This window comes from Mucilaginibacter sabulilitoris (genome assembly GCF_034262375.1).
Taxonomy (GTDB): Bacteria; Bacteroidota; Bacteroidia; order Sphingobacteriales; family Sphingobacteriaceae; genus Mucilaginibacter; species Mucilaginibacter sabulilitoris.
The window spans coordinates 4,500,971-4,515,261 of sequence record NZ_CP139558.1 but is presented as its reverse complement, the minus strand read 5'-3'; the positions used below and the strand labels follow the sequence as shown (position 1 = coordinate 4,515,261).

General features: G+C 45.9%; 10 protein-coding genes. All 10 read left to right on the top strand.

Features of this window, described 5'->3' with window-relative positions; translation table 11 throughout:
* The first annotated feature begins 79 nt into the window (after window positions 1-79).
* From SNE25_RS19275 to SNE25_RS19230, 10 genes are read left to right on the top strand one after another with little or no spacing between them, the layout of a single operon-like run.
* The gene (locus tag SNE25_RS19275) at window positions 80-1,930 is read left to right on the top strand and encodes a sodium:solute symporter family transporter (RefSeq protein WP_321560629.1); all 1,851 of its coding nucleotides are present in this window, start codon (window positions 80-82) and stop codon (window positions 1,928-1,930) included.
* 42 nt (window positions 1,931-1,972) lie between these two features.
* Entirely contained in the window at window positions 1,973-2,785 is an 813-nt protein-coding gene (locus tag SNE25_RS19270; protein ID WP_321560628.1) for a glutamine amidotransferase, read from the top strand.
* Between the two features lie 2 nt (window positions 2,786-2,787).
* The gene (locus SNE25_RS19265) at window positions 2,788-4,002 is read left to right on the top strand and encodes a hypothetical protein (RefSeq protein WP_321560627.1); all 1,215 of its coding nucleotides are present in this window, start codon (window positions 2,788-2,790) and stop codon (window positions 4,000-4,002) included.
* A 24-nt stretch (window positions 4,003-4,026) separates the two neighbouring features.
* A complete protein-coding gene (locus SNE25_RS19260; protein ID WP_321560626.1) occupies window positions 4,027-6,177 on the top strand; it encodes a hypothetical protein in 2,151 nt (716 codons plus the stop codon).
* An 8-nt stretch (window positions 6,178-6,185) separates the two neighbouring features.
* A complete protein-coding gene (locus SNE25_RS19255) occupies window positions 6,186-7,364 on the top strand; it encodes a glycoside hydrolase family 172 protein (RefSeq protein ID WP_321560625.1) in 1,179 nt (392 codons plus the stop codon).
* A gap of 9 nt (window positions 7,365-7,373) precedes the next feature.
* A complete protein-coding gene (locus SNE25_RS19250; protein WP_321560624.1) occupies window positions 7,374-8,543 on the top strand; it encodes a glycoside hydrolase family 172 protein in 1,170 nt (389 codons plus the stop codon).
* A gap of 59 nt (window positions 8,544-8,602) precedes the next feature.
* A complete protein-coding gene (locus SNE25_RS19245) occupies window positions 8,603-9,682 on the top strand; it encodes a glycoside hydrolase family 43 protein (RefSeq protein ID WP_321560623.1) in 1,080 nt (359 codons plus the stop codon).
* Window positions 9,683-9,709: 27 nt separating this feature from the next.
* Window positions 9,710-11,023: a histidinol dehydrogenase gene (gene hisD, locus SNE25_RS19240; RefSeq protein ID WP_321560622.1), complete on the top strand. Its 1,314-nt coding sequence runs from the start codon at window positions 9,710-9,712 to the stop codon at window positions 11,021-11,023.
* Window positions 11,024-11,054: 31 nt separating this feature from the next.
* Window positions 11,055-12,005: a glycoside hydrolase family protein gene (locus SNE25_RS19235; protein WP_321560621.1), complete on the top strand. Its 951-nt coding sequence runs from the start codon at window positions 11,055-11,057 to the stop codon at window positions 12,003-12,005.
* Window positions 12,006-12,017: 12 nt separating this feature from the next.
* Window positions 12,018-14,291 (top strand): DUF2961 domain-containing protein, encoded by a 2,274-nt coding sequence (locus SNE25_RS19230; RefSeq protein WP_321560620.1) that lies wholly within the window; start codon window positions 12,018-12,020, stop codon window positions 14,289-14,291.

Below are 14,291 nucleotides of genomic sequence, written 5' to 3'. Positions count from 1 at the left end.
CGAAAAACGGTATGCTCTTAATTCAATTTTTAATCATTTATAACAATAGGTAACTTACTACAAGAAAAATAAAGTTTATATGAACTGGAACCAATTAGATATTTGGATAGTAGTAGGCTACTTAGTGCTCATGTTTGGCCTGTCGCTCTGGCACCGGCGTTTTGCTTCAACCAATCTCGAAAACTTTTTCCTGGGCGGGCGCAAAATACCGGGCTGGTTAAACGGCATATCCTATACCGCCGCGCTGGTTAGTCCGGATGCGGCTACAGGTTACGGAGGATTGGCGGTTGTAACAGGCGCTTTCATTTCATGGTGGTACCTGAGCAGGTTTGGCCTGGCATTGTTTATTGGCGGGGTGCTCTTTGCTGTTTTCTGGCGACGTTTAAACCTGTTCACCTCGCTTGAGTTTTACGGCTTAAGGTTTCCGTCAAAAGCGGCATCAGCTATGCGCATTTGGATAGCGGTACGCACTTCGCTGATCGCTATGCCCGCCTGGACAGGTATAACACTGCTTGCTGCTTTCAAGATCATGGGCCCCGCATTTGGTCTCACTAAAGTCGAAACCCTGTATCTGGTAGTTCCTGTATCTTTCCTGTTCGTTTTCTTTTCGGGCTATAAAGGGGTGGTGATCTCCAACCTCATTCAAATGAGCATTTTTTTTATCGGCACTATCACCCTTGCCGGGCTTACGCTTGCGCATTTTGGCGGGCCCATTGCCATGACCGCAGCTATTTCGCATGTATTTGGTGCAACCCACCCCGAAATGCTGCAAATGACACCGCCTGCAAAGCATGATGTATTCCCTTTAGCTGCCGCCATGGCCTGGATGTTTGGACAAAGTATTGGCTACGGCGGCGATGCCGCCCCAATGGGCGGGGCAATGGAAGGGCAGCGCATTTTATCAACCCGCACGCCATCTGAGGCATTAACCATGTACGTGGTTACAGCAATAAGCATGTTTGTGCTGCTGTTGCTGGTTACGCTGCCAAGCATATCCGCTGCAGTGATCTGGCCCGAATTGCGTAACGCGGGTGCCGACCGGGAGTTGGTTTATGGCCGGTTAATGAAAGAGATGCTGCCGCATGGGGCAATGGGACTGCTGGTTGCAGCTATGATGGCAGCTACCATGTCTGTAGTGGGCGACAACCTGAATTTTGGCAGCCAGGTATTGGTGAGCGACATATACCGCAAATGGTTTGTGCGCTCGGCAAGCGAAAAACATTATATGCTCATTGGTAAAGTAGGTATGGCCATCATTATTTCGCTGGCTATAGCCGTGGTATTTAATGTAAGTATTATTACCGATGTAGCCATATTTATGCTGCAGCTAAGCGCAGCCGAATTGCCCGCCAATTGGGCACAATGGTGGTGGTGGCGTTTTAACGGGCCTGCACGCGTAGCCGCCTCATTCGGTGGGGCAGGGATTTTCTGTATCGTTGTTTTAGGCCCTAAACTATTGTTATGGCTGGGTGTAGCCGGCGCGCAAAATCTGGTGCTGCCATGGTGGTGGTCAACCTTGCTGGTAATGGCTCTAACCACTATACTCTGGATAACTGTGGCCTTGCTAACCAAACCCGATCCTGATAAGTTATTGAATGATTTTTATCAGCGTGTGCACCCGCTGGGGTTCTGGAAACCATTCAGGGTAAAACACGGTTCGGCACCATTATCAAACATTGTAAAACCTATATTCAGAGGTTTGGGGGTGGCGGTAGTTGGTTTTGCGGCTACATCCTTGCTTATCCAGGGGCTTACCGAGGCCTGGTTCGGGCATTATTTCGGGAGCCTCGCAGAGCTTATAATATGTATTGTGCTATTTATTGTATTTAAACGAACAGCAAAATCATACCTCGATTATTTATCTGTCCGCACTGCAAAAAATACAGAGGCTGAATCCCCCGAGAAAACAACATTATCAGTAATAGAATAACTCCAAAAAAATTAATAATTAATTCAACACGCTAAAAATTTTATGAGAGCAAAAAAAGAGTTCAGATCAAAAGAAGAACATGTATTATATCTTGGCGACTGGGTATTTCACGTTGGCCCTACATTTATCGAAACCCCCTTTGGAACAGAAACAAAAGATGCCGACCTGCACTTTTACGGTGAACGCCTTACTGAAGCATTAGAATATCTGGTTGATGTTACTCCTTTGGCTAACTGGGAGTTATACCGCCTGGAACCTGGGAAATTGGAAGAACACCTGGAGCAGTCTGTAAGTTTGATTATCAGTGATGTTGAGGCTAAGTGTTTTCATCTGTATCCCAGCTTTTTTGACCGTGCAAGGCGCGAAAACAAAATAGTAACCTTTCCCGACAGGTTAAATGTGATCAAGGAATGGATCAATGACGGTGGCGGCTTAATGATGCTGGGCGGCTGGCTGTCATTTAGTGGTGTGCAGGCTAAATCGGGCTGGGGCAGGAGCAGCTTGAAAGATGCTTTACCGGTGGATTGTCTACTGATTGAAGATCTGGTAGAGTCATCGGCAGGATTTACAGCCGAAGTGCTTGTACCCGATCATCCTGTAGTTAAAGGATTGGCATGGGATAAGTTCCCGCCCATATTTGGTTATAATGAAGTTAATGAGAAACCTGAAGGGCAGGTGCTTGTGCGTATTAAGGAAACCGGGCATCCGCTGGTTGTGGTTGGTGAATATGGCAAGGGCAGGGTATTAACTTACATGTCTGACCCGGCTCCACACTGGGGTATCAATTTTGAACTGTGGGAAAGTTATGACCAGTTCTGGCAGCAATCATTAAACTGGGTTAAAAAGAAAAACTAAACATGGCCCAATCATCATTGTTTATTGGAACTTCGGTTACTGATATAACCCCACCGCTTGAGGTGGGGCTGCTAACGTCTTCTGTAAAAGGACTTTATGAACCTTTTGAATCGGTAAGGTTACCGTTAAAGGCCCGTGTGCTGGTGTTCAGATCAGGTACAGAATTGGTTGCCCTGGTTTCTACAGACTTGCTTGCTTTAAACGATACCGCGGTTGACGGATGGGATAATTTTAAACAGGGCATGGCCGATATTATCAGCCCCGATAAGATTATATTCACCTGTACACATACGCACAATGCACCGGAATCGGTTGCCCTTTCGGGATTGTATCAAACTGAGATCTATCAGTTTTGGCTGGTTCAGTTACAGTTCAGGATAAAAGAGGCCATTAGTCGCGCCATCGCAGCAGCCCGACAATGTACGCTATCGGTGTTCTATAATAAGCTGGAGGGTTTTTCCATGCAACGGCGTATAAAAACGCTTGAAGGTATTGTGATGTCTGACAGTATTCAGCCCATAGCACCCGAACTACTGAACTTGCCGCCGGTTGACAGACGTGTTAAAACGATTAAATTTTACGACCTGGATGGTAAAGGCATAGCCACTGTGGTAAACGCGATATGCCACCCGGTACACGAAATGTGTCTGAAACATATCTCATCTGAGTTTCCCGGCGAAATGTGCAAAGCATTGGAGTTATCACCACAAAACGGAATGCCCATGTTTTTAAACGGGGCGGCCGGCGATACCAATCCGCCAACTGTTTCTATGGGAGCGTTATATGCGCAAAGGCACGGATTCGCATTAGCAAAAACAGCGCTAAGAGATGATAATGAAACGGTTATAAATAAAACAAATTTTACGTTTATCAACGGCCAGGTGCAGCTGCCCATAAGAAAGGGAACCGGCATGACCAATACCGCGGATGCACTGGCGCGTTTCAGCGCTATACGGATAGGCGCGCTGGCATTTGTTTTTTTACCTGGCGAACCCTTTGTAGAGACTGCTCAGGAAATTGAGGAAAATTCACCTTTCGACTATACCATTATAGTGGGATTTGCAGAAAATAATATAGGCTATATCCCTACCGAAGAAGCGCTTGCACTGGGCGGTTATGAAGCTGGCCCTGGTAAATGGTCGTACATGGAAGTGGGTGCCGATAAGGTAGTCAGCAAAGAGGCTTTACGGTTATTGAATGAATTGTATAACCAATAAATACTATTTAAACAGATAAATGAAATGAAGATACCTACAACAATTAAAAGTATTGTTTGGCTATGCATCCTGCTCATAGCATCCTTTGCAAATGGTTTTGCAAAAGGGAAGGAAGTTTATTTTTATGGCAGCGAAAAAAACGACCTGTACCAGCTGTTAAAACGCGAAGGCTATAGTATCAGGAAGTATAATACCCCGCAGGCCACTATTACCGCTGCAACCCGCGGCGCCGGGGTATTTATCATTGCGTCTGATTATCCTAAATTGGATCCTGTTAACCAGATCAGTACGCAGTTGCTGAGCCAGGCAAATAAAAAAGGACTTAAACTATACGTCGAGTACCCATCATCTTTCCCGGGTTTAAACATTCCGTCGAAACCGGTTGAAACCCACCTGGAGCGAGCGGTTGTTACCGGCAATGTATTTGGCAGTGCCTTAAAACCTATGGATCTGCTGGCTATCCAAAACAGCTACATCCTGCCTGTTGAAGTAAGCAACCCTTTAATTGTGCTGGCTAAAGTAGTAGGTTTTGATAAAGCAGAGTATGGACTAAAGGACACCAAGGCATATCCATTACTTTTTGAGCAGGGTGGCGCCTTGGTGAGCATGACAGGTTTAAGCAATTTTGAAACCGGCAGGTATGGCCCGCAGCAATCTATAAAAACGGTTTGGAAATATATCCTGTCACGCATAACAGGCAACGAAGCTGTACATCTGGATAAATGGATAGAAGATGTGCGGCCTATGTATGATCGTAATACGCCATTACCGGCCACAGCACGGTTAAACAGCATTAAAAAGGGTGCGCAATGGTATAACAACGGCCGCTTTTTTATTGACCCGAGCTGGAAGGCCGACTGGCTTAAATATGGCGCGGATGGTTTAAAACCCGTTGGGCCGCCTGTTAGTCAGGCTAAGCCGAGTGGCGACGGTAGCCTGGGCGTTTTAGAAGGGCATACCTCGACCATTTATTACGACGGCAGCCAGCAATACCGCTATTGGATGCGTGCCGATGTGCAGGGAGAGGTAAGTATGGCCATGGCCGCCGCCGGGCGTTTACTAAACAATAAAGAGTACGAATCTAAATCGGCAAACCTTGTGGATTACATGTTCAGGACATCTAACCTGCGGGCCGGTGCAAAAAATGATCCAAACAGCGCGGCTTTTGGTCTGTTGGGTTGGGCCACTACCAATGCCGGAACTTTTTATGGCGATGATAACTCCCGGGCTATACTGGGAGCCATGGCTACCGCATCATATCTGCACACTGATAAATGGGATAAAGAACTGGCAGAAGCTATCCTGGGTAATTTTAGAACAACAAGCAAGCAGGGTTTCAGGGGCGAGCGGCTGGAGGAGGCAGACATTATTAAAAATGGCTGGCAATACTATTATAACCGTGACCTGGTGCATGAATCACCGCATTTTGAATCATGGATGTGGGCCTGCTACTTATGGCTGTACAGCAAAACCGGGTATGCACCTTTATTGGAAAGAACAAAAACAGCCATTAAAACCACCATGGAGGGCTACCCTGACCAATGGAAGTGGGGCAGCAGTATGCAAACCCAGCGTGCACGTATGATATTACCGCTGGCCTGGCTGGTACGCGTTGAAAATACTGAAGAACACCGCCAATGGCTCGACAAAATGGTGAATGAAATATTAAAATACCAGGATGCCAGCGGCGCCATACAGGAAGAACTGGGCAAGGGCAAAGGCATGTTCAAGGCCCTCAATACCAACGCCGATTATGGCTCGGATGAAGGTTCGCTTATATTCAGGAATGGTGAAAAAGCCGCCTGTATGCTGTACACCTGCAATTTCGCATTGTTTAGTTTAAATGAGGCCGCACAAGCTACCGGTAATAAAAAATACAAGGACGCGGTTAATAAGCTGTCAGACTTTTTAACCCGCATACAGGTGCAAAGCAAGAAGCATAACGACCTTGATGGTGCCTGGATGAGGGGTTTTGACTATGGCCGCTGGGATTACTGGGCATCCAATTCAGACGCGGGCTGGGGCACCTGGTGTACCCTCACCGGCTGGATCCAAAGCTGGATAGTTACCACCCAAATTCAGATACAGCAGAACGAAAGTTACTGGGACGTAACCAAAAACTCAGCTATACAAGCCAAAGCAAAACCGGCTATTGACCAAATGCTAAAGCAATAATAAATCACGTGAAAAAAATAATTTTTAAGGTTTTACTGCTTGTAGCTATTGTCAATAGTGCTGCAAACGCGCAGGTATTGAATAATGACCTGTCAGCTCTGTCGCAAATACAACAGGGCCTTACATCCAAAAGGGTAAGCAGTTACGATCACACCGGTGGCACGGATGATTTTATCAAGGTAGCCAATGACGAGAAGAAGACCATTTTTGAGGTGAAGGGTACGGGTATCATCAACCACATCTGGATTACGATGGCTCCCGATCCAGGAGCGTTGAACCGCAATGATATCATCATCAAAATGTATTGGGATGGTAAGCAGTATCCATCAGTAATATCACCTATAGGCCCTTTCTTTGGTCAGGGTTGGAACGAGTCATATCAATACAGTTCCTTACCACTTTCTGCAAGCCCGGTTGAAGGGCGGGGTATGGTATGTTATTTTACCATGCCCTTCAGCAACGGCGCCCGTATTGAAATAGAAAATCAATCGGGCAGGGCTATAGATAATTTTTACTACAGTATTGACTATGTGGCTATGGATAAGCTGCCGGCCAATACCGGGCGTTTTCATAGCTGGTATAACAAACAACTAACCGAAACTTCCAAAACAGAAGGTGAAAATGAATGGGGCATTTTTGGCAAATCGGGCAATAACCTGAACGGAGAGAGAAATTATGTTATCGCCGATATTAAGGGCAAAGGCCATTTTGTAGGCGTAAACTATTACGTCAATTCACCAACCCCGATGTGGTACGGCGAGGGTGATGAAATGATATTCATTGACGGGGCAACCTCTCCAACGCTAAACGGCACCGGTACCGAGGATTATTTTAATACCGCATGGTGCCCAAAAACAGCTTTCTCCAATCCTTATTATGGCTATCCGAGGGTAAATAATGATATAGGCTGGCTTGGGCGTACGCACTTGTACAGGTTTCATATTACCGATCCCTTATATTTCAACAAAGCCTTTAAGTTCACTATTGAACACGGGCATAACAATGTGCTCACGCTTGACCTGGCAAGTGTAGCGTACTGGTATCAAAGTGAAGCATCCCCGGTTCCACCTATTCCTGATAAAGAAGTTCGCAAACCTATGCCGCTGATCAATATTGGCGATATACACCGCTGGCGTAATGAGTGGCGTAAGAGTAAGGGCAATGATCCAAAACTGTGGGGTAATTAATACTTAATCATGAGATCGTTAAAATACATATCCATAGTGTTAGTACTGGCATTTACGTTACCGCTGCATGCTCAGGAAATGACAATGCTTACCCAGATTAAAAAAGGTATAAAATCAAAGCGCGTAAGCAGCTATGACCAAAGCGGCGATAATCATGACAACCTGCAGAATATAAAAACCGGTGAAAAGCGTACCATTTTTGACGTTAAAGGAGCAGGCATCATCAACCATATCTGGATCACTATGGCACCGGAACCCCGGTTTTTGAGCCGTAATGATGTTATCATCCGCATGTATTGGGATGGTAACAATTATCCTTCGGTTGAGTCACCAATCGGGCCGTTTTTTGGGCAGGGATGGCAGGAGTCGTACCTCTTCACATCTGCCCCGTTGCTGGCCACGCCATCTGACGGTAATGGAATGGTAAGCTATTTTGCTATGCCATTTGCAAAGGGCGCGAGGATTGAGATCGAAAATCAATCGGGTAAGGATATCAAGGCATTTTACTTTTATGTTGATTATGCCGAAATGAAAAAGCTGCCCGAAAATACTGGCAGGTTTCACGCCTGGTATAACAAGCAGCTAACCGGATCGGTTGATAGCATAGAAAATGAACACTGGATGTTTGGCTCCAATAAACCCAATAAAACAGGTAAGGATAATTATGTGATAGCAGATATTAAAGGCAAGGGGCACTTTGTTGGGGTAAACTATTATGTGAACTCCCCAACGCCTTATTGGTATGGTGAGGGTGATGATATGATATTTATTGATGGTAACGATACGCCTGCATTAAATGGCACCGGTACGGAAGATTATTTTAATACCTCCTGGGGCGCTCCCAAAACCCCATATTCCACACCTTATTTTGGTTACGCTAAGGTGAATAACAATATAGGTTTTTTGGGTAAAACACATATTTACCGTTTCAATATTGCCGATCCGGTTTACTTCGATAACTCCTTCAGGTTTACTATAGAGCACGGGAGTAATAATGTACTCACACTTGATCTGGCCAGTGTTGCTTACTGGTATCAGGACAAGGCCTCACCGGTGCCACAAATACCCGATGCTGATGCCCGCAAGCCTATGCCCGCCATCGGCCCGGGCGATATCCATCGCTGGCGCAACGAGTGGCGTAAAAGCAAAGGCAACGACCCGAAACTATGGGGTAATTAACGTAAATGACAAAAAGCATACAGCATTTCTATATGAAAAAACAATATCAAGAGCGCATCATGCATATCATAAAAAATAACAGATTGGTAAGGTTCATTTTATTGCTGATACCAGTAATTATTATTTTATCATGTGCTAAAAAAGATAATAAAGCTGCTGCCCAAACTCCGGACCAGCCGCAAAAACAAACAACGTTTACCAACCCGCTGCTGGCCAGCGGGGCCGATCCCTGGATATATAAAAAGGGTGATGTGTACTACTACATGAGTACAGGGGTATCTAATATTTCTATCACCAAAACTTCGGCGGTATCCGAGTTAGGTAAAGCTACCCCTACGGTGGTTTGGCGCGCCCCGGCAAGCGGCCCCAATTCTAAAAACGTATGGGCTCCTGAATTACATTACCTGCAGGGGAAATGGTATTTATACTATACAGCAGGGGCTTCATCCGATCTGGCAACACAGCGCTGTTTTGTCTTAGAAAACTCTGCCACAGATCTGCTGGATGGCAACTGGGTAGAGAAAGGCAAACTAAGCGATCCTAATGGCGATTTTTTTGCCATCGATGGTACTATATTGGAATACAAAGAAAAACTGTATTTTATCTGGAGCGGGCAGATCTCCACGTCAGACATTACCCAGCGCATCTATATAGCCGAAATGGCAAACCCCTGGACGCTGAAAACTCCAAAAGTTCAAATTTCTATACCGCAGTATGATTGGGAGAGAAGAGGCTCGGCTGTTAATGAAGGTCCGGAGATACTGAAGAACGCGGCAGGACAGGTGTTCCTTATTTATTCGGGCAGCAGCTGCAATACCGACGATTATGGTTTGGGTATGCTCAGCCTTAAAGCAGGTGGCGATCCGCTGAACCCGGCCGACTGGACTAAGAACCCCAAGCCTGTATTTAGCAAGAGTATCGACAATAACGTGTTTGGGCCGGGGCACAATGGCTTTTTTAAATCAAAGGATGGCAAAGAAGACTGGATAATTTATCACGCGAATGCGCAAAGCGGTTTGGGATGCGGTGGAGGAAGAAGTCCACGGATACAAAAGTTCACCTGGAATACCGATGGTACGCCAAATTTTGGTGTGCCGGTAAGTACAACCCAAAACTTGACAAAACCTTCAGGAGAGTAATAACAAATAAATATATAAATCATAACAATGGCAGAGGTTTTAAAAAGTGGAAGAAGTGCGTCGGATATTAAGGACGCGGATACAAAAGTTAAAGAAACCGTACAAAAAATAATCAGCGATATTGAGGAGCATGGTGACGAGGCTGTAAGAAGATATTCCGAATCATTTGATCACTGGTCACCGGCATCATTTAAGCTTAGCGATCAAAGTATTAAAGAAATTTTAGAGAGTACACCTAAACAGGTAATAGACGATATTTTATTTGCCCAAAAACAAATCAGGTTTTTTGCCGAACAGCAGCGGGCATCTATTTCAGATATCGAAATTGAAACCTTGCCGGGTGTGTTTTTAGGGCATAAGAACATCCCTGTTAATAGCGTAGGCTGTTATATACCGGGTGGAAGGTACCCAATGGTGGCATCAGCCCACATGAGTGTGTTAACAGCAAAGGTGGCCGGGGTAAAAAGGGTTATAGCTTGCACACCGCCTATAAACGGGAAAATTCCGCAGGCTACGGTATGCGCTATGCATTTGGCCGGGGCAGACGAAATTTACATACTCGGCGGGGTGCAGGCGCTGGTTGCTATGGCCATAGGTACCGGAACTATAGAAGCCTGCGATATGATTGTTGGCCCTGGAAACGCCTATGTAGCAGAGGCAAAGCGCCAGCTGTATGGCCGGGTGGGCATTGATCTGTTTGCGGGCCCTACAGAGGTATTGGTTATTGCAGATGACACAGCCGATGCCGAAATGGTAGCTTGTGACCTTTTGGGCCAGGCAGAACATGGCCCTACATCCCCGGCGGCACTTATTACAACATCTGAAAGGCTTGCCGGCCAAACCGTTGTAGAGATAGAGCGCCAGTTGTTGCGCCTGCCCACAGCCGATATTGCCCGCGTTGCCTGGGAGCAAAATGGTTCCATCATTTTAGTTGCCAATGAGGACGAAGCTGTTAAAGAAGCTGATAAACTGGCTTACGAACATGTAGAAGTGCTTACCAGAAATCCGCAGTATTTTCTTGATAACATGACTAATTACGGCGCGCTGTTCCTCGGCCCCGAAACCAATGTGGCTTATGGTGATAAAGTGATAGGTACTAATCATACTTTGCCTACCATGAAGGCCGCCAAATACACCGGCGGGCTTTGGGTAGGCAAGTTTCTTAAAAACTGCACCTATCAACGGTGTACCGAAGAGGCAAGCGCTTTCATAGGAGAGTATGCTATGCGTTTGTGCGAGTTGGAAGGTTTTGCGGCGCATAAGGAACAGGCAGCATTAAGGGTAAAACGATATGGCAAAAAATCCAGTCCCATAACCCCTGAGGCTAAACAAAAAGTATGAATATCACGGCCGCTTTATGTAAATTGAAATTATGAAAATCACTTTAGCGCTAACAGTAACACTGTTAATCAGTAGTTTATTTACATACGGACAAAATCCATCAGTGGAGATTCCGGAAATAAGCGGCCCGTTTGTACATATATTCGACCCTAATGATACACGTGAAGGAGGCAATTGGTACACCAACGACCACACTTTTGCAAAGGCTGATGATGGCACCTGGCACGCGTTCGGCATCATACATCATTTGCCCGTTTCACCCTGGAATGAAACCCGTTTATTTCACATCACGGCTAAATCGCTCAGCCAGCAAAAATGGGAGGATCACGGCTACGGGCTTACCGCAAAGCCGGGTGTTGAACGGGTGCTATGGGCTCCGCATATTATAAAAGAGCATGGGCTTTATTACATGTTTTACAACATTGGCAATATGCAGGAAAATGCCCCAAATTATGCCTCATGGGGACAGCTTTGCCTGGCGACCAGTAAAGATATGTACACCTGGACAAGGCATGACCGCAACCCGCTTTTCAGCGATCCGGGTCATGCCCGTGATTCCTACATCATGAAATACCACGGCACATATTATTACTACTATACCAGGGTGTTTAACGAGGTTGATCTCCGGTCATGTGTAGCGGTACGTACCGGCAAAGATCTATTGCATTGGAGCGGCCCGAAAATAGTTCATATACAACCCTATAAAGTTGACTGGGGTGGCGATGCGGAAAGCTCATTTGTGGTACAGAGAAGCGGGATGTTTTATTTATTCATTTGCCGTGCCATGACAAGTTATAACCGTACCGATGTATACTATTCCAAAGATCCGGAGAATTTTCCGGTAGAGAACCTGGTATGTACCTTGCCTGTTCATGCGGCCGAGGTAATATATGATAAAAAAGAGGGATGGTTTATTTCAAATACCGGCTGGGATAAAAAAGGGCTCTATTTGGCGCCCCTCCGCTGGAAGTTAAAAGAGTAGACAATTAATAGTATGAAGTATCTGAACATAACCGGGATTTTTAAAGTTGTTTCGCTTTTATTTTTACTATCAGCAACCCTGGTTCACCCTGTTTATGCCCAGCGGCAAAAGAAGAAGGGCGCAACTTCTATTATTCCGATAGGGCTGGATGCCTACCGCCGCTGGGATTTGCTGCCGTTGCAACGAATTGGTGTCAGGGCATACATGCGCAGTACCTACGACCGTACGGGTGGCGGAAGCGACGCTTCTCATTTTTTATTTATGAATAATAAAGAGGACGAAAGCGTAACGCTTGATGTAAAAGGCAACGGTATATTATACTTTTTTAGGGCAAACCACTGGCACGGCAGTCCCTGGCACTTCAATATTGACGGGACAGATAATATCGTTCAGGAAACCGCCACAGCAGCACCCGTAAATGCGTATAAAGTGCTTAAGCATACCGAATTTATTCCGGCGAAAACTTTTTTTAGTCCGTGGGCATACACCTGGACAACCACCAAGGGAGCCGATCTGATCTGGACGCCAATGCCTTTCCGCGATTCGTTGAGCATAGCTTATTCCCGTACAACGTATGGTACCGGCTATTATATATACCATCTTTTTGCTAATAATGATGGTCTTTCTCAACCGATGAGGTCATGGGATGCAGCCCAAGCGCCTGATCAGGATGTAACCGATCTGCTTAACCGTGCGGGTACAGATATCGCTCCAAAAAACATTAAAACCCTGCGCGGGAATTTAAAACTCAACAAAGCGGAGGTAACGGTTGGTACCATAAAAGCTACAAACTCCGCCATAAGGGCATTGAAATTCACATTACCCCTTAATAAGGCGATAGATCTGGAACGTATAAGACTAAAGATAACCTGGGATGGAGCAAAATACCCTTCAATTGATGCACCCATTTGTCTGCTATTTGGCGCCGGTACAATGTTCAACCGCGAACATAAAGCTGGTTTTGTAAAAGGCCTGCCAATTAATATTCATTTTGATTATGCCACTCAAAAAGTGGAGCTGGCTTGTTATTACCCAATGCCGTTTTTCCGTTCGGCCAAATTTGAGCTTACCGGGATATCTCCGCAAGATACTGGGCTGAGTTACGAAATAAGGTATGAGCCTTTGAGTATGCCACCCAACCGGAGCGCCTATTTTCATGCCACTTACCGCGATTTTCCAAAACCCGAATTTGGCAAGGATATGACCTGGCTGGATACCCGCGGGATAGAAGGTCATCAGGATTGGTCTGGTAGTTTTATGGGTACATCGTTCATATTTTCGCACAATGCCAACCTGAGTACATTGGAGGGCGACCCGCGTTTCTTTTTTGATGACAGTCAAACCCCACAGGCTTATGGTACCGGAACAGAAGAATGGGCTGGCGGGGGCGATTATTGGGGAGGCGAAAACATGACGCTGCCATTAGCCGGGCATCCCTGCGGATCGACGGAAAAGAAAACCGCGGTTAACGAGAAAGATCTTATCCAATCGGCATACCGCTTTCTCATGGCCGATATGATGCCTTTTGGTAAGCGTGCAGTAATTCGCTTTGAGCATAATGAAAACGTATCGCGCGAGCATTATGAAGCTGTTACTTATTGGTATGGCTTACCCGCTCCATCATTGGTAAAAACCGATTCTTTGGATGTTGGACAGGTCAAGAGCGAACAGCTTCATGCTTACCAATCGCCCGATGCTTCTGCTGTGCAGGTTGTTAATTCGCGTTATGAATGGGGGCCTGACACTTACCCTAAAGCTGCATGGGGATACGACCTCAACAAGATGCCTGAGTACCAGGAACTGATGGGGAAGGAGATCTATCCATCGCATCAGGAAGATGGTTGTTATACCCGTGGCATATCGGAGTTTATGGTAAAGCTTACTCCTGTTAACCAGGGTGCGCTGCTGCGCCGCACGCTCGATTACAATTACCCAAACCAAACCGCTGAGGTGTATATAGCTGCTGCAAATGGCAAAACAAAATGGCAAAAGGCGGGCATCTGGTATCTGGCCGGGTCAAATACATGTGTTTACTCGAGGCCAGAAGGGGAATTAAGCAAAAGGCAATATAATGTGCAAACCTCCAATCGCCGCTTTCGCGATGATGAATTTTTAATTCCGGCTAAACTTATCAAAGGACTTGAGGCCATAAAAGTTAAGATAAAATTCATTCCCAATCACCAGCAGCTATACCCTGGAAAGGATTTCCCGGAACAAAGCGCCTGGAGCGAACTGCGTTATGACGTGTACAGTTATGTAATCCCTCAATTTAAGATCAAAAATTAA